At 66.8% G+C, this 21,506-nt stretch carries 23 protein-coding genes and 1 pseudogene; 7 read left to right on the top strand and 17 right to left on the bottom strand.

Going from position 1 to position 21,506, the window contains the following annotated elements; all coding sequences use genetic code 11:
* Positions 1–20: 20 nt before the first annotated feature.
* The 6 genes from ATCM_RS14370 to ATCM_RS14345 all read right to left on the bottom strand — a co-directional run bounded on the left by ATCM_RS14370 (position 21) and on the right by ATCM_RS14345 (position 5,023).
* Positions 21–983, bottom strand: a complete 963-nt coding sequence (locus ATCM_RS14370) for a hypothetical protein (RefSeq protein WP_132865167.1) — start codon at positions 981–983, stop codon at positions 21–23.
* Positions 984–1,036: 53 nt separating this feature from the next.
* A complete protein-coding gene (locus ATCM_RS14365; protein WP_132865166.1) occupies positions 1,037–1,627 on the bottom strand; it encodes a TMEM175 family protein in 591 nt (196 codons plus the stop codon).
* Positions 1,628–1,717: 90 nt separating this feature from the next.
* Positions 1,718–2,056: a tRNA-binding protein gene (locus ATCM_RS14360; RefSeq protein WP_132865165.1), complete on the bottom strand. Its 339-nt coding sequence runs from the start codon at positions 2,054–2,056 to the stop codon at positions 1,718–1,720.
* Positions 2,057–2,136: 80 nt separating this feature from the next.
* Positions 2,137–2,535 carry a nuclear transport factor 2 family protein gene (locus ATCM_RS14355; protein ID WP_132865164.1) on the bottom strand — a complete coding sequence of 133 codons (399 nt, stop codon included), beginning with the start codon at positions 2,533–2,535 and terminating at the stop codon, positions 2,137–2,139.
* Positions 2,536–2,560: 25 nt separating this feature from the next.
* Entirely contained in the window at positions 2,561–3,022 is a 462-nt protein-coding gene (locus ATCM_RS14350) for an isoprenylcysteine carboxylmethyltransferase family protein (protein ID WP_132865163.1), read from the bottom strand.
* A gap of 198 nt (positions 3,023–3,220) precedes the next feature.
* Positions 3,221–5,023: a DUF885 domain-containing protein gene (locus tag ATCM_RS14345; RefSeq protein ID WP_132865162.1), complete on the bottom strand. Its 1,803-nt coding sequence runs from the start codon at positions 5,021–5,023 to the stop codon at positions 3,221–3,223.
* A gap of 193 nt (positions 5,024–5,216) precedes the next feature.
* Between ATCM_RS14345 and ATCM_RS14340 the strand changes: the two genes are divergently transcribed.
* A complete protein-coding gene (locus ATCM_RS14340) occupies positions 5,217–6,011 on the top strand; it encodes a DUF4349 domain-containing protein (RefSeq protein WP_132865161.1) in 795 nt (264 codons plus the stop codon).
* Between the two features lie 50 nt (positions 6,012–6,061).
* Here ATCM_RS14340 and ATCM_RS14335 read toward each other — a convergent pair whose 3' ends face one another.
* The 5 genes from ATCM_RS14335 to ATCM_RS14315 form a co-directional block, all read right to left on the bottom strand.
* The gene (locus ATCM_RS14335; protein WP_132865160.1) at positions 6,062–6,310 is read right to left on the bottom strand and encodes a hypothetical protein; all 249 of its coding nucleotides are present in this window, start codon (positions 6,308–6,310) and stop codon (positions 6,062–6,064) included.
* Between the two features lie 15 nt (positions 6,311–6,325).
* Entirely contained in the window at positions 6,326–6,718 is a 393-nt protein-coding gene (locus tag ATCM_RS14330; RefSeq protein WP_132865159.1) for an OsmC family protein, read from the bottom strand.
* A 107-nt stretch (positions 6,719–6,825) separates the two neighbouring features.
* Positions 6,826–8,220: a DUF2867 domain-containing protein gene (locus tag ATCM_RS14325; RefSeq protein WP_132865158.1), complete on the bottom strand. Its 1,395-nt coding sequence runs from the start codon at positions 8,218–8,220 to the stop codon at positions 6,826–6,828.
* A gap of 18 nt (positions 8,221–8,238) precedes the next feature.
* Entirely contained in the window at positions 8,239–8,559 is a 321-nt protein-coding gene (locus ATCM_RS14320) for a metalloregulator ArsR/SmtB family transcription factor (protein WP_057635045.1), read from the bottom strand.
* A 191-nt stretch (positions 8,560–8,750) separates the two neighbouring features.
* The gene (locus tag ATCM_RS14315; RefSeq protein WP_243694103.1) at positions 8,751–9,629 is read right to left on the bottom strand and encodes a peptidylprolyl isomerase; all 879 of its coding nucleotides are present in this window, start codon (positions 9,627–9,629) and stop codon (positions 8,751–8,753) included.
* A 189-nt stretch (positions 9,630–9,818) separates the two neighbouring features.
* On the opposite strand from ATCM_RS14315, the gene ATCM_RS14310 reads away from it, so the two are divergent.
* Together ATCM_RS14310 and ATCM_RS14305 are read left to right on the top strand one after the other, a co-directional pair.
* Entirely contained in the window at positions 9,819–10,181 is a 363-nt protein-coding gene (locus tag ATCM_RS14310) for a PadR family transcriptional regulator (RefSeq protein WP_132865156.1), read from the top strand.
* Positions 10,181–11,161, top strand: a complete 981-nt coding sequence (locus ATCM_RS14305; protein WP_132865155.1) for a sensor domain-containing protein — start codon at positions 10,181–10,183, stop codon at positions 11,159–11,161. The genes ATCM_RS14310 and ATCM_RS14305 overlap by 1 nt, the downstream gene beginning before the upstream one ends.
* Positions 11,162–11,246: 85 nt before the next feature.
* Here the strand turns inward: ATCM_RS14305 and ATCM_RS14300 are convergent, their stop codons facing one another.
* On the bottom strand, positions 11,247–11,516 hold the full coding sequence (locus ATCM_RS14300; RefSeq protein ID WP_225591887.1) for a DUF2798 domain-containing protein: 270 nt from the start codon (positions 11,514–11,516) through the stop codon (positions 11,247–11,249).
* A 285-nt stretch (positions 11,517–11,801) separates the two neighbouring features.
* Here ATCM_RS14300 and ATCM_RS14295 point away from each other — a divergent pair, with 285 nt between their 5' ends.
* From ATCM_RS14295 to ATCM_RS14285, 3 genes are read left to right on the top strand one after another with little or no spacing between them, the layout of a single operon-like run.
* Positions 11,802–12,410 (top strand): TetR family transcriptional regulator, encoded by a 609-nt coding sequence (locus tag ATCM_RS14295; RefSeq protein ID WP_132865154.1) that lies wholly within the window; start codon positions 11,802–11,804, stop codon positions 12,408–12,410.
* A 54-nt stretch (positions 12,411–12,464) separates the two neighbouring features.
* Entirely contained in the window at positions 12,465–12,821 is a 357-nt protein-coding gene (locus ATCM_RS14290) for an SMR family transporter (protein WP_132865153.1), read from the top strand.
* Between the two features lies 1 nt (position 12,822).
* Positions 12,823–13,137, top strand: a complete 315-nt coding sequence (locus tag ATCM_RS14285; protein ID WP_132865152.1) for a multidrug efflux SMR transporter — start codon at positions 12,823–12,825, stop codon at positions 13,135–13,137.
* Between the two features lie 352 nt (positions 13,138–13,489).
* Here the strand turns inward: ATCM_RS14285 and phaZ are convergent.
* Both phaZ and ATCM_RS14275 read right to left on the bottom strand, forming a co-directional pair.
* Positions 13,490–14,719, bottom strand: a pseudogene (gene phaZ / locus ATCM_RS14280) (polyhydroxyalkanoate depolymerase); the annotation flags it as partial.
* Between the two features lie 83 nt (positions 14,720–14,802).
* Complete coding sequence (locus ATCM_RS14275) at positions 14,803–15,399, bottom strand: methyltransferase domain-containing protein (protein ID WP_132865150.1); 597 nt, start codon at positions 15,397–15,399, stop codon at positions 14,803–14,805.
* 63 nt (positions 15,400–15,462) lie between these two features.
* On the opposite strand from ATCM_RS14275, the gene ATCM_RS14270 reads away from it, so the two are divergent.
* Positions 15,463–15,918 carry a CopD family protein gene (locus ATCM_RS14270; protein ID WP_132865149.1) on the top strand — a complete coding sequence of 152 codons (456 nt, stop codon included), beginning with the start codon at positions 15,463–15,465 and terminating at the stop codon, positions 15,916–15,918.
* 161 nt (positions 15,919–16,079) lie between these two features.
* Here ATCM_RS14270 and ATCM_RS14265 read toward each other — a convergent pair whose 3' ends face one another.
* The 3 genes from ATCM_RS14265 to dnaE form a co-directional block, all read right to left on the bottom strand.
* Complete coding sequence (locus ATCM_RS14265) at positions 16,080–16,829, bottom strand: tetratricopeptide repeat protein (protein WP_132865148.1); 750 nt, start codon at positions 16,827–16,829, stop codon at positions 16,080–16,082.
* 26 nt (positions 16,830–16,855) lie between these two features.
* Positions 16,856–17,815, bottom strand: coding sequence for an acetyl-CoA carboxylase carboxyltransferase subunit alpha (locus tag ATCM_RS14260; RefSeq protein ID WP_132865147.1), 960 nt, complete (start codon positions 17,813–17,815; stop codon positions 16,856–16,858).
* Between the two features lie 73 nt (positions 17,816–17,888).
* Positions 17,889–21,482: a DNA polymerase III subunit alpha gene (gene dnaE / locus ATCM_RS14255; protein WP_132865146.1), complete on the bottom strand. Its 3,594-nt coding sequence runs from the start codon at positions 21,480–21,482 to the stop codon at positions 17,889–17,891.
* Between the last annotated feature and the right edge of the window lie 24 nt (positions 21,483–21,506).

Raw genomic sequence — 21,506 nt, 5'->3', positions numbered from 1 at the left:
TCAGCGCTGCGCCGGTTGACTCATTCTTCCTCGTCCGCGTCGTCTTCTTCACCCTCGTCCTCGGGGGACTGCCACCAAGCGCTGCCGGCCACCGGGGCCGGGGGCGCGCATTCGCGTGTTTCGATGGCGTCGACGTGACGCCCGGCATGGCCATCGGCCCAATCCCTGAGCAGCTTCTCCACCGACCTGCGGCTCTGCGCGGCGATGCCAAGGTTGCGCTCGGCCTGCCACGCGGCGTCTTCCTGTGCGGCGTGCTGATGCGGCGCACCGTAACTGCAACGCAGGCAGTAGTGGCGGATGCTGCGCGTCCAGTCCTCGGCGTGGCCGATGCCGGGCACGGTCGCCCGCAGCAGCGCATCCAGGTCGTCCTGGCCATCGGCGCGAACGAACACCACGAAGGTCTGGAACGCCGACGGCACCAGCCGGCCCAACTGGTTGAACACATGCACCTCGCGCTCGCCGTCGAAGCGGCTGCCGGTCGACGCACCATCGTGCAGCACGATGTCGCCGAAGCGGTGGCCACTTTCCGGCAGCGGTACGTTGAGCACGCGTGCGCGCACCGGATCAACGCGGCGCACGAAGACGGTCTCGCCACCCTGCCAGGGATTCAGGCGAACCACGGCCACGCCGAAGTCGCCATCGATCGGGCCTTCGGTGCCGGGCAGGGCGATGCCGCAGGCGGTCCATAGTTCACGCACGGTGTCCCAGCGGCCGAGCGCGGTGGCGGCGATGGCCGCGTTCCAATGCTCGGCCTGGCCGTGTTCCTCGTTCAGGGCGATGGCCTGCAGGTTGTGCCGCAGCGAGGTGGGCCAGTCCAGCAGGTACTTATGCACCAGCCCCTGCATGTAGTGGTAGTAGCGGTTGTCCGGGTGATGCTGGAGCAGGGTGCCGAAATCGCGTGCGGCGTCTTCCAGCGCGCCATCATCCACCGCGGCATAGGCGCGGTGATGGATCTGCTCCAGTTCATCGGGGGTGTCGTTCATGCCGCTGCCAGTGTCCAGGTCGGCGCATGATCGCACGGGCCTGCCGGCCAGGATCAGGGGGCGGGAGGGTCGACGGCCAGCCCGCGCTCGATGCGACGGTCGGGGATCAGCCACATCAGTGCCACGCCGACGTAGATCGCCTGCGCGACATGCACCTGCACGAAACTGACGCCGATGCCGGTGAGGTAGAGCAGCGGCGACAGCTTTCCCTTCCAGTCCCGGCCGAGTACCTCGCGCAGGGTCGACTCCCGGCCTTCGGCGACAACGATGCGTTGTTGCAGGAATGCGTAGGCGATGGCCGCGGCCAGCAGTACACAGCCGTAGGCGGCGGTAGGCAGCGGCAGCAGGTAGTAGTCATCCATCCAGCGCGTGGCGAACGGCAGCAGCGACAACCAGAACAGCAGGTGCAGGTTGGCCCACAGCACGCTGCCGGAGATGCGCTTGCAGGCCTGCAGCAGGTGGTGATGGTTGTTCCAGTAGATGCCCACGTAGATGAAGCTGAGCAGGTAGGCCAGCAGGGTGGGGATCAGCGGGCGCAAGGCCTGCAGGGTGCCGCCCTCCGGCGTTTTCACCTCCAGCACCATGATGGTGATGATGATGGCCAGGACCCCATCACTGAATGCTTCAAGCCTGCCCTTGCCCATGTGTGGTTTCCGCCGGTCAGTGGTGGGTACGTGGTTGCCGCACAGTATCGGCCGACGGCGTGAGGGCGCCGTCAGGATCCACCGGCGGCCTCACAGCAGCCGCGTGCCCAGCGGGACGTCGTGCTCGGGCACGCACAGGCTGACCCGGCCTTCGGCATCGTGGAAGCCGGTGACCAGGCATTCGGACATGATCGGGCCGATCTGCTTGGGCGGGAAATTGACCACCGCCACCACCTGCTTGCCAACCAGCGTGGCGGGATCGTACAGGGCGGTGATCTGGGCGCTGGACTTGCGCACGCCCAGTTCCGGGCCGAAGTCCACCTGCAGCTTGTAGGCAGGCTTGCGGGCTTCGGCGAACGGCTCGGCGGCAATGATGCGGCCGACCCGCAGTTCGACCTTGGTGAAGTCATTCCAATCGATCGTTTCCATGGTGCCTCGGTGGTTGTGGCTCATCCTGCGGTGGTGGATGAGGCCACCACCGCGTTGCGGGTTGTGCGGTACTGCCGACGTCAGGTGGCTGCCGGCAGGGGGACGTAGACCTCGTGGCAGAGCACGACTTTGCCGGCGTCGTCGAAGCGCATCAGCAGCATCGCGCGGAAGTGTTCGCGGCGGCCGTCGCCGTAGGTGATGTGTGCCCGCATCGACAGGGCGACGGCATCGCCATCGGCCAGCGCGTGGTCGACCTCATAGTCGATGCCCGCCATACCGGCCTTCATGCCATTGAGGAAGGCCAGGTAGTCGGCACGGCTGGCGGTGTAGTGGCGCCCATTCGGCTCGACCACGAAGTGCTCGGCGAAGCATTCGCCAACCTGCGCTTCGCTCAGCACCAAGGTGGCATTCAGATGCCGGCGGTTCCAGTCGAGGACGGCGTTCGCTTGGCGCAGCAGTTGTTCACGGTCGAGGGGCATGCAGCATTCCTTCAGGGGTGAGGGCTTACAGCCAGCGTCGCGTGCGGGCACGGAAGGCGTCGAAGGCAGGGCCGAAGCGCTGTGCCAGATGACGCTCCTCCGGGAGGATCTGGAAGCGCGTGATGTAGACGATGAAGACAGGGATCACTCCCAGCGCGACGGCATTGCGCAGCCACAGGCAGGCGGCCAGCAGGACCAGCGCCTGGCCCAGGTACATGGGGTTGCGGGTGAAGCGGTAGATGCCGTGCGTCACCAGGTGCGCCGTACGCTGCGGGCGTAGTGGGTTGACCGTGGTGCCGGCGCGCTGGAACAGCAGCTTGGGCACCAGGTTGAGCAGTACCCCGGCGGTCGCGATCACGGTGACGATGGTGACCCGCATCGGCAGGGAAAAGGCGAAGCCCGGCAGTTGGTGGGCGCACAACCAGGCGAGCAGGCCGCACAGCAACAGCACGATCGGTGGCGGAAGGCGGGTGTCGAGCGTGGTCATGACGCAGCGATGCTACGCGCGTGATGCCCGTCCATCCAGTGCATCGGCAATGGCCGGTGATGGCTCAGAGGTTGTGCCCGATGCGCCACAGCACGCCGACAGGATCGACCCGCGTGAAGTCGCGGATGTCCCACGGCGGAAAAGCCAATGCCCGGGAGAACCCGGGCGTTGGCAGGGAACGTACGGCCGGCCGCGTGCTTACTGGATCGGCTGGTCCAGCATCAGCTGGCGGGCGAAGCGCACCGGCGGTGCGCCGTAGGACAGGATCTGGTCGTGGTAGGCCTTCAGGTTGAAGTTGGCCCCCTGCTTGTCCTGCACCGCCTTGCGGGTGTCGAAGTGTTCCTGTGCACCGACGAAGTAGGTCGGCAGCTGGGCCGAGGTCAGCTGCGCACGCACCCACTTGCCGGCCGCTTCGCTTTCCTGCTGGAAGGCGTCGTGGGTCATCAGGTGCATGGCCTGCTCGCGGCTCCAGTTGTCCACGTGCACGCCCTGGTCGAGGATGGCGTTGGAGATCGTGCGCAGGTAGAACTTCAGCTGCACCAGGTGGAACAGCGGGTCGTTATCCAGGTAGCCCTGTTCCTGCATCATGCGCTCGGTGTACACCGCCCAGCCTTCGGCGAACAGGCCCGAACGCAGCACGGCGCGCAGCGTGGACGGGAACTTGCCCGAGTGCCAGCCTTCCAGGTAATGGCCCGGTGTGCCTTCGTGGATCGACAGCAGGTGGATCATGCGGCTGTTGTACTCGCGCAGGAACGAGTCAACCTGCTTGTCGTTCCAGTCGTCCGGGATCGGCGAGACGGCGTAGAAGGTCTTCAGGTTCTTGTCCAGCGGGCCCGGCGAGTCGCAGTAGGCCACGGCCACGCCGCGCTGGAACTCCGGCATCAGGATGATGTCCACCGGTGCATCGGGCAGGGTCATCAGGTCATGCGTGCGCACGAACTCGGTGGACTGGGCCAGCGAGGCCTTGGCGTCGTCGACCACCTTGTCGCGCGCCGGCTTGTCGGCATAGGCCAGTTCCAGCGCGGCCTCGATGGCCTTCTGCTGCTGGTCGTCGGTCGGGTTGGCCGGCATTTCCGGTGCGCCCGGCTTGTCCTTCAGCACCTGCTGGGCGATGCCGTACATGTCCGCGCGCACGCGGGTCAGCTCGGCGCGGGCACGCTCGCCGATCTCGGCGCGCGAGAGCGAGGAGTTGAGCGAGAACTTCAGCTTCTGGTCGTACTTCTCCGCACCGATGCGGAAATCGCCCTTGGCGTTCGGCACCAGGGTCTTGTCCAGCCATTCCTGCTGCTCGGCCACGGCCTTGTTGAGGGCGTCGATGGCAGCGGTCAGGCGCTGCTGGTCGGCGGCCTCGAGCTGACCGATGTTGGGCGTGATGAAGGTCTCGACCAGGCTGAGGATGCCCTTGTTCTGCTTGGCAACAGTCTCGGCGTGGATCTTCGGCACGCGGGCCGGGTCCAGGTTGGCACGGGCGGCGGCGAAGATCTGCGGGATCTTCTCGATGCGCGCGGTGGCCGACTTCAGGCGCTCGGGCAGCGGCGCGAACTCGCGGGCCATCAGGCCGTAGATGGCACTGCCGGCCAGGCCGTTGTAGACCTGCGGATCCCACTGCCAGGACTGCAGGGTTTCGTTGTTCCAGATATCGGACTGCAACTGGTTGCGCAGGATCGCGGCGTCGACCTGGTTCTCGCGGCCGAGCTTGCTGACGTCGACCTTGTCCAGGTCGGCGAGCAGGGCCTTGCTGGCTTCCAGGCTCTTCTTCTGGCCGTCGGCGCTGAGGTCGTCGAGCTCGCCGTCGTAGCGGTGGTCGCCGATCTGGGTGGCGCTGACCGGGGACAGCTGCATCCAGGTATCCAGCGCCTTCTTCGACAGTTCGGCGAACTGGGCGTCGGCCTGGCTCTGGCCGGCCTGCTCGGTGCTGGCGGTCGGAGCGGTGGGGGCTTGGCCATCCTGGCAACCGGCCAGGCCGGCGAGCAGGGCGGCGGCGAGCAGGTGCTTGCGCATCGTTGATCCTGGAGCGTTGGGAAACCCCGAGCATAGGCCGGGTGCGGGGCGGGGCGCACCTGCCGTTGGTTGGGCGGGCCGTGCCGGATCGGGCAGAGGTAGGCGCCACCGCGCCTGCACATTTCCTTAGCGTTCGTATTCAGGCAGGTGGTTATGCTTGCGCGGCACGATCAATTCACGGGAACAAGGACGCATGAAGTATCTGCAGGGAACGGGCTGGGCGGTCGGGTTGGGCGCATTGCTGGCATTGGCCGGCTGCGGCAAGCATGAAATGGCCAGTGCCGGCGCGGTGGCGGCCGAGGCGGTGCAATCGCCGGAAGGGGCCTTCCTGGCCTATGAACACACCGTGCAGCTGCAACTGCCGGGCAAGGAGATCGCGCCGCGGGTGAAGGCGGTGGCCGAGGCCTGCCAGAGCGCGACGTTCGGCGACTGCGCCGTGTTGAATGTCTCGCAGCAGGCCGGCGACGCGCCGCGCGGAACGATCAAGGTGCGCATCGCCCCCAAGGGCGTGGAGCCACTGATCGCCCTGGCCGCCGACAAGGGCGAGGTCACCAACCGCAACACCGAGGCCGAGGACCTGGCCCAGCAGGTGGCCGATACCCGGTTGATGCAGGATCGCCTGAAGAATGAGCATGCGCGCCTGGTCGAGTACCAGCAGCGCAGTGACCTGGCGGTGGCCGACCTGTTGACCCTCTCGCAGCGGCTGTCCGAGATCGAGGCCGGGTTGCAGCAGGCCGACCGCGACGCCGCGCAACAGCACCGACGCATCGACACCCAGTTGGTCACCCTGGATTTCGAGTCGACCAACAGCCAACGCAATCGCAGCGAGATCGGCCGTGCATTCGGCGATTCCGGCGAGATCTTCACCACCAGCTTGGCCTACATGATCCGCGTGGCGGCGGGCCTGTTGCCGATGCTGATCGTCGGCGGCTTCCTGTTGTGGTGCCTGCGCATGTGGCTGCGCCGGCGCCGCGCGAAGAAGGGCTGAACGACAACGGCGCCGAAAGGCGCCGTTGTTCATTCAGCCGTAGGAGGCGGTCAGCCGTGCAGGTGCAGTTCCGGTACCTGCTTCTCGTGCACCGCGAACAGCTCCTGGAACTCTTCCTCGTTCAGCTCGTCGGGCAGGTAGACCGCCACCTGGCTGACCGTGCCGTGTTCGTCCACCCGCTCACGCGGGCCTGCACGCAGCGAGATCTCGCGGTCCTTCCATGTGGTCACCATCGGGGCGTCTTCCCATTGGGTGACTTCGGCGTTGTCGTTGTCCCAGAGCACGACGATCGTATACATGCGTGTAGTTCCTCTTCAGCTGCGGCGTTCGCTGGTGATGGTGGCGCCTTCGCGCATCACCAGGGTCACCGGCGTGCGCTGGACCACGTCCAGCAGGCGTTCCCATTGCGCATCGCTCAGCGGGCCGGTGGCCGACAGCACGCGATGCACCTGCAGCTTACCGGCTTCGTCGCGGCTGGAGGTCAGCTCGGCGCTGAACTTGCCCAGGTCCCAGCCTTTCTTCTGTGCATACATGCGCAAGGTAATCGCCGTGCATGAGGCCAACGAGGCCAGGTACAGGTCGAACGGCGCCATGCCGGCCCCCTGTCCGCCCAGGCTTGGCGGTTCATCGGCGATCAACTGGTGCTTGCCGTTGCTGATGGCATGCGCGTAATCGGTATCGGTGGATTCGATGGTGACGTGTGCCATGGCAGCTGCTCCGGTAGTAGGGATGGGCCTACGTTAGCTGCTGGAGGTACCGGCCGGTAGGTCAGGCCGGTGGCCGGATCGTTCCATCGCCTGAACGATGCGGCGGCTCAGGCTGCGCCGGCCGGCGCCATCTCCCGTTCTTCCGCGCGTACCAGCGCGGCCACCGCCGACTGCAGCATCCGCGGCGCGATGTAGTGCCGATGCACCGGGTCCACCACCCCCATGTAGGCGCGGCCGAACAGGTTGCGGCAGCGCACCCGCGTGGACAGCGTGACCAGCATGCCATCGCCGTCGCGCTGCACCGAGACACCGCTGCGGAACCCAAGGTGGCGATCGTCGGCCCCCAGCAGCACCTGCGCGTGTTCGGCGTCGACCTGGGCGTCCAGCACCGGGAAGCGTTGCGCGAAGCGCTGTGCCGCCGAATCGTTGAGCAGCGACGACACCGGGCAGCCCAGCGTGGACGTGCGCAACCCCAGCGGCTTGACCAGCAGGTTGCGGAACCGCATCAGGCCGCTGACCGGCGCGGCCGGCTGTTCGATGAAGGCCTCCAGCAGGCGTACCAGCAGGTGTTCCGGCGACTGCCGCCCGAGCCAGCGGGTGTCGATGCGGATCTGCACGCTGTCCTGGTGGTGATGACCGTGCAATTGCGCGGCGAGCAGGGAGCGTGCGGGCAGGGCAGGCAGTGTGCACGTGCGCAGCGCGGGCAGGTCCTGGCCGACAACCCCATGCAGCCGGCACAGGCGGGCGAGCGTCTGGCGCGCCCTGCCGACATGCCGACGCAGGTGCGCACACAGGCCGATGCACCAGGACGTGTCCATCGCGTGGGTGAAGCCCAGCGTGGTGGTCGGGACCGGCGCCTTGGCCGGGTCGAGCTGCGACAGCGCCTGCAGCAGCGCCGGCGGCAGCAGTTCGGTCAGGCTGGCCAGATCCGCTTCGCCGCGATCGACCTGTGCGCGGGTGGCCGGGTCCAGCTCACCGGCGGTTTCGTCAGGGTGGCACGACACCGCGAACAAGGCCGGGTGCTGCCCGTTGCCGTGCAGGGGCTGGAACTGGTGCCAGGTGCGTGCCGCCATGCGTACGGTGAACAGGCAGTCGGCAGGGATCTCGACGTGGCGCAGGCCTTCCAGCGCACCGGCCTCGGCCGATGACGTGGCCGGGATGAATCGCAGCCGTGCGCCGCCGCTGCCGCTGACCGCGGTGAACAGGCGCGGGCCGGCGTGCCGATGGAACGGATGGCCTGCGCTGCCGACCGAAAAGGTGTACAGCGAGGCGGGATCGTGTGCCGCGAAGTCAGGTGCGGACAGGCGTACCGATGGCTCATCGAGCGCATCGTTGAACTGCGGGTGATGCTGCTGGCGCTGGCCGGCACGCAGGGCCAGCGCATCGCCGGCACCAGGATCAAGCTGGCTGAGCAGGGTGACTTCCACCGCCCGCCTTCCATCGGCGGCGGCAATCGAGACACGGGGAAAACTGCGGTCGCGGGTCGTGCGGGTGCGTTCCATGGCGTGCCTCGATGGCGATCAGGTAGCGGGTTTGGCCTTGGCCTTGCGGCGCGATTCGCGTTGCAGCGGGCCGGCCGTGGGGCAGACCTCGAAGGCGAACCTGCTGAGGGTGTTGACCATGTTGTCCGGGGTCAGCCGGTAATAGACGAACTGGCCGCGGCGCTCGCTGGTGACCAACCCGGCGGCAGCCAGCACTGACAGGTGGCGGGAGATGGCCGGTGCGCTCATGTCGAAGCGCTGGCCGATCTCGCCGGCGGTGAGTTCCTGTGCGGACAGGTAGGCCAGGATCTCGCGGCGTGGACGCGAGGCCAGGGCTTCAAAGATCTGGTCGGCAGCCATGGGTAATTACTTAACTAATTCGTTAATTTATTAATTGCACGGGCGCGCCGTGCTGTCAAGCGTGGATGCAGGGCGGCGGGGGCGCCTTGTGCCCGGTCCTCTCCTTTGCGGAGCAAATGGCAGGACCGGGCAGGGGGGGAGCTGGCCCGCGTGATCCACTTCGGGCAGGCCTTGCCGCCCGGGTCGACCGCTTACTTCACCGCCGCACCCACGCGTACCGGCAGCGGGATGTTGCACAGGTCGATGTGCCCGGCGGCACGCTTGTAGAAGCCGTCCACGCGGTTGCGGCGCGCTTCCACCGCATCGGCGAAGGTTTTGGAATCGGTGCGCAGCACCTGCAGTGGCACGCGCTGGTCGGCCGGAAGCTCGCTGGCCAGCTGGATCGAGATGATCGGCGTGCGCTCGGCGGCATTCTCGTAGAAGCCCATCGGATTCGGGCCGCGGGTGATGGTGCTCAACAGCTCCATGCCCTTGAGCACGCGCCCGACCACGGTGATGTTGCGGTCCAGCTGGCGCGGCGATTGCCCGGTGACCACGTACAGCTCCGCGCCGACGCTGCTGTCGTCGTCATTGTTGCGGCCGGCACCCAGCGCACCATAGCAATGGGCCAGCCATGCCTTCTCGCCATCGCTGCCGACCGCGAAGTCACCGACGAAGCCGGTCTTCGCTGCCCAGCCGTCGCGGTCGGGCAGGGCGGTGAACGCCAACCCCTGCGCCGGGCGCTGGAACTCGGCCGGCAGGTGCGGCTTGGCGCTGCCCATCGACTTGGCCTTGGCGGTGTCGTCGGCATCGGCATCGCCGAACTGGACCACGAAGTTGTCCTGCGAACGGTAGATGCTGAGCCCATCCCAGAAATGCTCGCGTGCCAGGGTGCGGATATTGCCGGCATGTTCCGGGGCGAACGCCGGCGCCAGTTCGATGATGACCCGGCCACCGGCCAGGTTCATGTACAGCAGGTTCTCCGCGGCCGGGGTGTGCCAGTCGCTGGCAGGCGAGGCGTCGATGATCTCCTGCGCGCTGCGGTACTTGGCGGGGGCATCGGCGGCCAGCAGCGGCAGCGGGGACAACATCAGGGCCAGGGCCAACAGCGAGGGGCGAAGCGTCATCGGGCGCATTCCGGATTGGGTGTGGGCCGATTCTGCGCGATTGCCCGCGCCGCCGGCCAGCAGCATGACGCAAGGTGGGATGACTACCGGCACATTCGCTATACCGAACTCAACACTAGTATTCGCTTCAGGCTAGTTGGAAGGAGTGGGGCGATGAGTGACCTGGATGCCCAGCTACGCAAGTTCCAGAAGGAACTGAGCTCCGGCACGGTCTCGTTGGCGCTGCTGGCGGTGTTGGCCAAGGCTTCGGAGCCGCTGTACGGCTACCTGATCGCCAAGGAGCTGGAGCGCGTCGGGGAGGGCGTGCTCAGTGGCAAGCAGAGCGCCCTGTACCCGGTGCTGCGCAACCTGGAAGGTGCCGGGCTGTTGGAAAGCCATGTCGAGCCCTCGGTGTCCGGGCCGCCGCGACGTTACTACCGTATCAACGATGACGGCCGTGCCGCGCTGCGGCAGTGGATCGCCGCCTGGGATGCCACTCGCAACTCTTTGCAGTACGTACTGGAGGGAATCCACTGATGAACGCTGACAACCACGCAAGGCCGCTTCCCACCACCATCCCCGAGTACCTGGAGCAACTGCGCGCCGCACTGGCCGGTGCTGATCCGGCGATGATCCAGGACGCGCTGTACGACGCGGAGGAGTACCTGCGCTCGGAACTGGCCGAGCAGGCCGGCAAGACCGAGGCGGAGGTCATCGCCGGTGTCGCCGGCAGCTACGGCGCGCCGGAGGAAGTGGCCGAGATCTACCGCGAGACCGAAGTGACGGTGAACCGCGCGCTGCGTGCGCCGGGCATGCGGATCACGCCGGCGGCGGTGGCCGCCGCAGCGGCCGCCCCGGCCGGGCCGGCGTTGCCACCGCCGGCCGCCGCGCCGCAGCGGTCGCTGGTGGCGCGCTTCTTTGGCGTCGTGCTCGACCCGCATACCTACGGCGCGCTGTTCTACATGCTGCTGTCGCTGGCCACTGGCACGTTCTTCTTCACCTGGGTGGTGACCGGCCTGTCGCTGTCGGTATCGCTGCTGATCCTGATCATCGGCATCCCGATCCTGCTGCTGTTCCTGGGGTCGGTGCGGGTGCTGTCGCTGGTGGAGGGCCGCATCATCGAGACCATGCTCGGGGTGCGCATGCCGCGCCGTCCGGCCTACACGGACAAGAGCCAGGGCTGGCTGGCGCGCATCGGGGCGATGTTCGCCGACGGGCGCACCTGGCTGACGATGTTGTACTTCCTGCTGATGCTGCCCTTGGGCGTGGCCTACTTCACCATTGCAACGACCTTGTTGTCGCTGTCGCTGGCACTGATGTTCGCGCCGCTGGGGGACCTGTTGTTCGACCATCCGGCCGGCATATGGATCGACGGCGTGAACGTGGCCACCGCCTTCTGGGTGTGGCCGGTATCGGTGGCGGTGGGTGCATTGCTGCTGTTCGGCACGCTGCACCTGGCACGGGGCATCGGCAAGCTGCATGGCGCGATGGCCAAGCATCTGCTGGTGCGCCTGTAAGCCACATGCCAGCAGGAACAAACGAACGGGGTGCCCTTGGCGCCCCGTTCGTTTGTGGCATGACGGTGGAGCCCTGCGCGGATGCTCAGGGCGAGCGCACCAATGCGGCGGTCGCCCGGCGCACCACCGGCAGGAGCAACAACAGCACGGGGAAGGCGATCAGCCAGGAAACGCCCCAGGCGCCCAGCCACTTGGACGTGAGCTGCGGCGACAGGCCGATGCTTTTCAGGGTGCTGATCAACGACACGATGCTGGTCATCAGCAGGGACAGCAGCAACGGCATGACCAGGGCGCCGTAACGCACGGGAAGCTTGGGAATGCCGAGGAAAATGGTGGGTTTGTGTGAAGCGTTCAAGAGCGATCTCCAGGATCCGGTCAAGCAAAGGCGCCTATTGCCCGCGAGCGGGCAAACAGCCCCGGCAGGGCCGGAGTTGATGGGCGCGTTGGTTGACGTGAACGCTTACGGTCGTCACGAGAACCGGGACGACGGCGCGCATGTTAGGGGCCGCGCCGGCCGCTGGCAAGCGATCCTGTCGGGTGGGGCCGGGTGTTCCTTCCGGAACGCGGGCAAGGGGTCTTTCTAAATCGTGGTTCAGCCCCGGCGCGGGTCCGGGTTGACCTTGCGGAGCGGATCCCTAAAATGACTGACAGTCAGTCAATTGGGTTTGCCATGGACAAGCGCGCCGCCATCATCGACGCTGCCATCGCCGTGTTCGCCGAAAAGGGCGTCGAAAAGGCAACGGTATCGGACATCGTCAAGCGCGCCGGCATCGCTCAGGGCACGTACTACCTGTACTTCCCGTCGCGGTTGGCGGTGATGGGCGGCATCGCCGAGCGCGTGCTGACCCAGCTGCTGGCGCGATTGCATGCGCAGCTCGATGGCCTGCCGGCCGGCGCGCAGTTGGACCGGTTGGCGGCGGTGATCTTCACCGAGGTCGGCGCGCAGCACCAGGAGGTGGCACTGCTGTACAGCGGCATGACCCAGACCGACCAGATGCGGCGTTGGGAGCAGATCTACGCGCCGCTGTACGCGTGGCTGCAGCAACTGCTGGAACAGGCACGCATGGACGGTGCGATCGCCGCCGGCGTGCAGCCGCGGCATGCCGCGCGGGTGCTGGTCGGTGCCATCGAGGCCGCCGCCGAGCAGGTGCATCTGTATGCCGATACGTCGGCCGACGAGGCGCGGGCGCATCTGGCCGAACTGGAGCGTTTCATCGGCGCCGGACTGGGGCGCGCGCCGGCGGTCTGATCACGGCGGTGCCGATGCGCACCGCACACAACAACGAGAAGCAAGGAGAACGACATGGCCGGGAAAGGCTGGCTGTTTGTTGCCCTGACCTGCGTGTTCGAGCTGGTCTGGGTGTATGGGTTCAACGTGGCCTCGGCCTGGTGGCACTGGATACCGATCATCGCGGTCATCCTGGTCGACTTCCAATGGCTGGCCCGCGCCTGCGAAACCTTGCCGACCGGCACCGTGTACGCGGTGTTCGCGGCAGTGGGTACGGTGGGCGCCGCACTGATGGACATCTTCCTGTTCGGTGGCAGCTTCAGCGTCGCCAAGGGTGCCTTCATGGCGCTGCTGGTGGCGGGCGTGATCGCGCTCAAGCTGGCCGATGGCAAGGAAGCAGACACGGCCGTTGCGACCGGCAAGGAAGGTTGAGATGGGTTGGTTCCTGGTGGTGATCGCCGCGCTGATGGAAACGCTGGGCGTGGTTGGCCTGAAGCGCTACAGCCAGCGCAGGAATGCGCTCAATGCGCTGCTGTTCTTCGGCGGCTTCGGTGCCTCGTTCGTGCTGCTGTACCAGTCGTTCCGCTACCTGCAGCTGAGCGTGGCCTATGCGGTATGGATCGGCCTGGGCACCGCGGCGGCGGTGCTGGTGAACATGCTGTTCTTCGGTGAGTCGCGCAGCACCGCGCGTCTGCTGAGCCTGTGCGTGATCGTGGCCGGCGTGGTCGGGTTGAAGGCAGTGTCGTAAACGCAGAAGGCCCCGGTGATTGCCGGGGCCTTTGTATTGAATGAGGCAGGCGCTGATTGCATCACTTCTCCCGCGAGCGGGAGAAGGTGCCCCGCCAGGGGCGGATGAGGGGATTCTGAGCACTTGAGCATTTGAGGCTTCTGCCTTGGCCCTGACAGCGGGTTTTGGGCAGTACGCTGCCAAGCGCATTGCCATCGTTTCGATCTGCACTCACCCCAACCCCTCTCCAGCAGGCGGGAGAGGGGCTACAAAGGTCCAAATGTACTCAGCGCTGCGCGCGACGGCGCAGCGGCGTGACGTTGCTCGCCGCTGCCTTGCGGCTCTTCTTCGCCGCGGCCGGCTGCGACTGCGCGCTGAAGAAGTCGCGCATCTTCGGGTAGACCACTTCGCGCCAGCGGCGACCACTGAAGATGCCGTAATGGCCGGCACCCTCGACGATGAAGTGGTTGCGGCGCGCCGCCGGGATGCCGGTGCACAGCGCCTGCGCCGCTTCGGTCTGGCCCAGCCCGGCGATGTCGTCCAGTTCGCCCTCGATGCTCAGCAGCGCGGTGTCGCGGATCGCCGACGGGTCCACGCGCTCACCGCGTACGTACCATTCGCCGCGCGGCAGCAGGAACTCCTGGAACACCACGCGGATGGTGTCCAGGTAGAACTGTGCCGGCATGTCCAGTACCGCGTTGTACTCGTCGTAGAAATGACGGTGCGCGTTGGCGTCGTCCAGGTCGCCCTTGACCAGGTCGGTGTAGAAATCCCAGTGCGACATCAGGTGCCGGCTGGGGTTCATGGCGACGAAACCGGCGTGCTGCAGGAAGCCCGGGTAGACCCGGCGGCCCTGGCCCGGGTACGGGGCAGGCACGGTGTGGATGACGTTGTTCTCGAACCACGACAACGGGTTGCGCGTGGCAAGGTTGTTGACCGCGGTCGGGCTGTGGCGGGCATCGATCGGGCCGCCCATCATCACCAGCGAGCGCGGCGTGGCCTCGCCACGGCTGGCCATCAGCGAAACCGCCGCCAGCACCGGCACGGTCGGCTGGCACACGCTGACCACGTGCACGTTGTCGGCGCCGAGGTGGCGGATGAATTCCTGCACGTACTCGATGTAGTCGTCCAGGCCGAACTCGCCCTGTTCGACCGGCACCATGCGCGCATCCACCCAGTCGGTGACGTAGACGCGGTGGTCGCGCAGCAGCGTGCGCACGGTGTCGCGCAGCAGGGTGGCGTGGTGGCCTGACAAGGGCGCCACCACCAGCACGATCGGCTGGGCCAGCAGGGCTTCGACCTTGGACGTCTCGTTGCTGTGGCGCTTGAAGCGCAGCAGCTTGCAGAACGGCTTCTCGACCTCGGTGAGCTGGGCGATCGGCACGATCTCGCCGTCCAGCTCCAGCTCGTGGATGCCCCATTCCGGCTTTTCGTAATCCTTGCCGAGGCGATGGAACAGCTCGTTCATCGCGGCCAGGCGGTCGGCGCCGGGCATGGACGACCACCAGTGCCCGCCGTTGTTGAAGAACGCCGCGTTGGCCTGGGCCTGATGGACCCACGGGGCAAGCAGGTTGCGGGTCAATTCATGCAGTTGATAAAGCATGACGTCCAAATATGTATGGTCATATGGTGCTGCGCAGCATACTCCAGTCTGGCAGCGATGGCGTTAAGGCCGGCCGGACTGGCTCAGCGGGGGCTTTCGAGCGCGGCGACGTCGTCGCTGAATGCGGGGCCGAGCCAACAGTGCGAGCCCACCGCGCGGAAGCCGGCCTCCTGCAGCTGCCGCCGGTACCAGCGCGCCGGGCGCTTCTGGAAACCGTCATGGTCGCCGTGGAAGTCGTCCTCGGCGGTGAAGGTTTCCAGGAAGGCGACCCCGCCGCACAGCTCGGCCAGGCCTTCCAGCCCGGCCTTGAGCTCGCGGCTGGGCACGTAGTGCATCACGTCCGAGCAGACAAGCAGGTCCACCGGCGCGCACGGGCGCAGCCACTGGAAGTCGCCGAAACGCGCCAGGTGCAGGTCGCGGGTGCGGCCGAACCGGCGCACCGCGTACTCGCTGCCGTCAAAGCCCATGTACTGCAGCTTCGGGCGCAGCTTGAGCAGGGGCGCGCGCCAGGCACCTTCACCGGCGCCGATGTCCAGCACGCTGCGGATCGGCCGTTCCAGGTAGTACTCGGCGCTGGCCACCGCCAGCTGCACCTTGCGCGCAAGGCGCGCGGCGCCGCCGATGTCACCGCGGCGATACCAGCGTTGGAAGTAAGCCGCGTCGTACTGTTTGTCCTGCATGTGCGTGTCGTGTGTGGATCGGTGAAAATGGGGCACATCCTACGCCGCCGCTGGAGCCAGTGCATGCAGTCCTATTTTTGGGTCAAGACCTTCCACCTCGTGTTCGTGGTGGCGTGGATGGCGGCGGTGTTCTACCTGCCACGGATCCTGGTCAACCTGGTCGAGACCGCCGGGCAGGCGCCCGTGCAGCAGCGCCTGCAGTTGATGGGCATGCGCCTGTATCGCTTCGGCCACATGATGTTCGGCATCGCTTTCCTGCTGGGACTGGTGTTGTGGCTGGGCTACAAGGTGCTGCCGGACTTCCCGACCATGGTGGCGCCGGGCGGCGCCGGTTGGCTGCATGCCAAGCTGGGGCTGGTGGTGCTGCTTCTGGTCTATTACATCTTCACCGGGCGTTGGTTGAAGGGCGTGGCCAAGGGCAGGGGGCTGCCGTCCTCGCGCGCGCTGCGCTGGTTCAACGAACTGCCGCTGGTGCTGTTCATCGCCATCGTGTACTTCGTGATCGCCAAGCCGTTCTGATACGCGGCGGGTATCAAGCAGAAAGGCCGGCAATGCCGGCCTTTTTTGTACCCGCGATGCCATTGCGGCGTCCGCGCGCATGAAAGCCGCCCGCCAATGGGTTGCCATGGCGGGCATTCCAGCGAGGGGAGGGGTTCCCTGCTTCGCGGCCGAGGCCGCTGCTACGCGGTGAGCTGGCGCAGTTCCTTGCGGGCCAGGTCGGTCCATTCGCGCTGGGCGCGCTGGTAGTACTTCGGTGAGAGCTCGGCACGATCCAGCAGCTTGCGCAACTGTGCGGTCGCCTCGTCGGGGCGGCCGGCGCGCTTGAGCAGCAGGGCATAGCGCAGGCGTGCTTCCTCGCCGGCAAAGCCGTCGACCATGGCCTCGTACTCGTGCAGGGCGGCATCGACATCGCCGCTGTCCTCCACGGCGCGGGCATACAACAGATGACCATCCTGCGAGCGGAAGGAGGGATTGGCGGCGATCAGCGCGTCCAGTGTCTGCCGGGCCTGTGCTGCCTGGCCGAGCCCGTACTGGGCCTTGGCCAGGCCCAGCATCAGGTCGGGGTCTTCGCGGTGGATGCCACGCAGGGCGCTTTCGAATAGCGTGGCGGCCTCGGCGTACTCGCCATGGTCCAGGTGCTGCTGCGCCAGTTGCCGGCGGTTCTCGGCGGTGTCGGACACGCGCAGGCGCTGGTCGGCCTGGCGCTTGCCACGGGACGGATCAAGCTGGTCACGCACCTGGCGCAGGCCGCGCCGCGCGCTGGGGTTGTTGCGCAACCCCGGCAGGATCTCGGCGATGAAATAGATCAGCACCGCCAGGTACGAGAACATCAGGATGATGACGATCCAGTACAGCGGCCGCCCGTTGCGCACGACGTGCACGCAGCAGGCAACCTGCAATACCAGCGAAAGCAGAATGATCGGGCTCATCCCTGTGTCCCCGTGGCGGCGTTGGCTCAGGCGGCCTCGTAGGCACCGTAGCTGCGCAGGCGCTTGTAGCGCTGCTCCAGCAATGCTTCCACGCTCAGCTTGTCCAGCGCGTCCAGTTCATTGAGCAGCACGGCCTTCAGGCGGGTGCCCATCTGCTTCGGGTTGCGGTGGGCGCCGCCGATCGGCTCGCGGATCACCTTGTCGACCAGGCCCAGGCTCTTCAGGCGCGGGGCGGTCATGCCCAGCTGCTCGGCGGCGTCCTTGGCCTTGCTGGCGTCCTTCCACAGGATCGAGGCACAGCCTTCCGGGCTGATGGTCGAGTACACGCTGTACTCCAGCATCAGGGTGCGGTCGCCCACGCCCAGTGCCAGCGCGCCGCCGGAGCCGCCTTCACCGATCACGGTGCAGATCACCGGCACCTTCAGCTCGGCCATTTCCATCAGGTTGCGGGCGATGGCCTCGGACTGGCCGCGCTCTTCGGCGTCGATGCCCGGCCATGCGCCGGCGGTGTCGATCAGGGTCAGCACCGGCAGCTTGAAGCGCTCCGCCATCTTCATCAGGCGCAGCGCCTTGCGGTAGCCCTCCGGCTTGGGCATGCCGAAGTTGCGCTTGACCTTTTCCTTGGTGTCGCGGCCCTTCTGGTGGCCGATCAGCATCACCGCGCGGCCGCCGATGCGGGCCAGGCCGCCGACGATGGCCTTGTCATCGGCGAAGGCGCGGTCGCCGGCCAGTTCCTGGAACTCGTCGCAGAAGATGCGGATGTAGTCCAGCGGGTACGGGCGCGACGGGTGGCGGGCCACCTGCAACACCTGCCAGGGGGTCAGGTTGCGGAAGATCTGTGCGGTACGCAGGCGCAGCTTGTCTTCCAGCGCCTTCACCTCTGCATCGACATTGACCGCCGGCCCGGCGCTGGCGCTGCGCAGGTCCTTGATCTTGGTTTCCAGATCAGCGATGGGTTGCTCGAAGTCGAGGTAGTTCGGATTCATCGGAAACCGTCATGAATTAAAGGGGGGAAGTGTAGCCGAACGCGTCGAATGAACCCGTACGCGTCCGTCCGGTTCAGTTCGCCCAGGGCGGGCTGTACTTGACCTTGACCCGACGCACGGCCGGGTCCTCGCGCAGGGTATCCAGCAGCTGGGGGCTGACCCGCACCGCCCCCTGGCCGCCCAGGTCGAGCATGCCGGCCACGCTGCCATTGGGCTTGCCGTTGAGCAGCAGGTCCAGGCGCAGCGGGGTGCGGCCGGGCCGGCTGCCGGCCAGCAGGGCGTCGATGCGCTGCCAGATCGGGCCGCCGCGGCCATCCACGCGCAGGAACATGCCGGTGGCATGGTCGGCGCTGAGCTGTTCATAGTCCCAGCACTGGCGGATGCGCAGGGCATAGCCGCCGTTGAATTCGTCCTCGCGCAGGCCGCCCTTGACCACCAGGATGCGGTCCTTGGTCATCAGGTGCCCGAATTCGGCCAGGCCGTCGGAGAAGGCGCTGCACTCGACCCGGCCCTTGCCGTCCTCCAGCGTCACGAACACCTGGCTGTCGCCCTTGCGGCGCACGCCGATGACCATGCCGGCCAGGATCACCTGCGCCTCCTGCCGCCAGGCGCGCTTTTCGCCGTCCTTGGACGGCAGCGCCGGGGTGACCATCTTGTCCAGGCCGCCCAGGTCGGTGCCGACCAGTTCCTTGACGTCCTCGGCGTAGGGGTCGAACGGGTGGCCACTGAGGTAGAAGCCCAGCGTCTCGCGCTCGCCGCCGAGCAACTGCGCCAGCGGCCATTCCTTGCTTTCGGGCAGGTCCAGCTGGTTGGCGGTGCTGACCGGGTCCGGCGCGCCGAACAGCGAGTTCTGCCCGGAGGCCTTCTCGCGCGCCATCTGGTCGGTGGCCTTGAGCACTTCCGGCAACTGCAGCATCAGCGTGGCGCGGTTCTTGCCCAGCCCGTCAAGCGCGCCGCAGTTGATCATCGCTTCCAGCGTGCGGCGGTTGAGCTTGCCGGACTCCACGCGGGTGCAGAAGTCCAGCAGCGAAACGTACTCGCCGCTGCGCAGGCGCTCGTCCACCACGGCCTCGCAGGCCCCCTGGCCGACGCCCTTGATCGCACCCAGCCCGTAGCGGATGGTGTCGGCGTTGGCGGCCTCGAACATGTAGGCCGAGTCGTTCACGCGCGGCGGCAGCACGGTCAGGTTGAGGTTGCGCACCTCGGCCAGGAAGCCGACCACCTTGTCGGTGTTGTCCATGTCCGAGGACAAGGTCGCGGCCATGAATTCGGCCGGGTAGTGACGCTTGAGCCACGCGGTCTGGTAACTGACCAAGGCGTAGGCCGCGGCGTGCGACTTGTTGAAACCGTAGCCGGCGAACTTCTCCATCAGGTCGAAGATTTCATCGGCCTTGGGGCCGTCCACGCCGCCCTTGGCCGCACCCTCGCGGAAGATCTCGCGGTGCTTGGCCATTTCCGCCGGCACCTTCTTGCCCATCGCGCGGCGCAGCAGGTCGGCGCCGCCCAGCGAGTAGCCGCCGACGATCTGCGCCATCTGCATCACCTGCTCCTGGTACACCATGATGCCGTAGGTGTCCTTGAGGATGGCTTCGGTGCGCGGGTCGGGATAGATGATTTCTTCCTGGCCATGCTTGCGCGCGTTGAACGAGGGAATCAGGTCCATCGGGCCGGGGCGGTACAGCGACACCAGCGCGATCAGGTCTTCGAAGCGGTCCGGGCGCGCGTCCTTCAGCAGGCGGCGCATGCCCGAGGATTCGAACTGGAACACCGCGCCGGTGTTGCCGTTGGCGAAGATGTCCTTGTAGGTCGGGGCGTCGTCGAGCGGGATCTGGGTGATGTCCACCGGCGGAATTCCGGCGCGCTCGTGGCGCTTGTTGATCGCCTTCACCGCCCAATCGATGATGGTCAGCGTGCGCAGGCCGAGGAAGTCGAACTTCACCAGGCCCACTTCTTCCACGTCGTTCTTGTCGAACTGGGTGACCGGGTTCTTGCCGATGCCGCCTTCGTCGTGTTCGGCGTACAGCGGGCAGAACTCGCTCAGCGGCTCGGGGCCGATCACCACGCCGCCGGCATGCTTGCCGGCGTTGCGGGTGAGGTCTTCCAGCTGCAGCGCCAGGTCGATCAGGTCGCGGACGTCGTCCTCGCTCTCGTAGCGCTGGATCAGCTCGGCCGAGGCCATTTCCGAATCCACGCCTTCCTTGCCCTTGCCCAGCGCATCCTTCAGGTGGATGCCCAGGATGTTGGGGATCAGCTTGGATACGCCGTCGACCAAGCCATACGGGAAGCCCAGCACGCGGCCGGTATCGCGCACCACCGCCTTGGCCGCCATGGTGCCGTAGGTGATGATCTGGCTGACGCGCTCGCGGCCGTACTTGCGCGCGACGTAGTCGATCACCTCGTCGCGGCGGTCCATGCAGAAGTCGATGTCGAAGTCGGGCATCGACACGCGTTCGGGGTTGAGGAAGCGCTCGAACAGCAGGTTGTACGGCAGCGGGTCCAGGTCGGTGATCTTCAGCGCCCAGGCCACCAGCGAGCCGGCGCCCGAGCCACGGCCCGGGCCGATCGGGATGCCCTGGTTCTTGCCCCACTGGATGAAGTCGGCAACGATCAGGAAGTAGCCCGGGAACCCCATCTTGATGATGGTGTTGAGCTCGAACTCGAGCCGCTCGAAGTAGTCCTCGCGGCTCATGCCCGGCGCCAGCGGGTTCTTCTCCAGGCGCTCGGCCAGTCCGTCGCGCGACATCTTCTGGATCCAGGTATCCAGGGTCTCGTCGTCGGGCACCGGGTAGTTGGGCAGGAAGTAGGTGCCCAGCCGCATCTCCACGTTGCAGCGCTGCGCCAGCGCCAGCGTGTTGTCGATCGCGTCGGGGATGTCGGCGAACAGCTCGCACATCTGCTCGGGCGTCTTCAGGTACTGCTCGCGGCTGTACTCGCGCGGACGCTTGGGGTCATCGAGCACGCGCCCGGTGGAGATGCACACGCGCGCTTCGTGCGCGTCGAAATCCTCCGGTGCCAGGAAGCGCACGTCATTGGTGGCGACCACCGGCAGGCCACGCTGGCCGGCGGCCATCAACGCGAACTGGTTGAAGGCTTCCTCGCCCTCGCGCTGGGTACGGGTCAGCTCCAGGTGCAGGCCGTCGCCGAACACGCGCTGCCAGTCGGCCAGCTGCTGCTCGGCCAGGTCGTGGCGGCCTTCGGCGGCCAGGCGGCCGGCCAGGCTGTGGCGGCCGGCCAACGCGAACAGGTGCTGGCCGCCGTCCTTGAGCCATTGCGGGTGCACCGCCACGCCGCCTTCGTTGCGGTGGCCTTCCATCCAGGCGCGGGTGAGCAACCGCGACAGGCTCAGGTAGCCCTCGCGGTCACGGCACAGCAGCGTCATCCGCCACGGGTCCTGGTTCTCCTCGGCGATCAGCAGGTCGGCACCGGCGATCGGCTTGATGCCCACGCCTTCGGCGGCCTTGTAGAACTTCACCAGCGCGAACATGTTGTTCAGGTCGGTGACGGCCAGCGCGGGGGCCTGCATCTCCACCGAACGGCTGAGGATGTTGGCCTGCTTGGCCTTCTTCGGGTCCGCCTGGTCCGGCTTGGCCGGCACGCGGATGGTGGAGTCCACCATCGAGAACTCGGTGTGGACGTGGAGATGGACGAATCGGGAAGAAGTAGACATGCCGGGCCAGAAGTGTGCCGAAGC

The organism is Stenotrophomonas sp. ATCM1_4 (assembly GCF_004348115.1).
Classification (GTDB): Bacteria; Pseudomonadota; Gammaproteobacteria; order Xanthomonadales; family Xanthomonadaceae; genus Stenotrophomonas; species Stenotrophomonas capsici.
The sequence above is the reverse complement of the archived record's forward strand: the minus strand, read 5'-3'. Positions and strand labels throughout refer to the sequence as shown.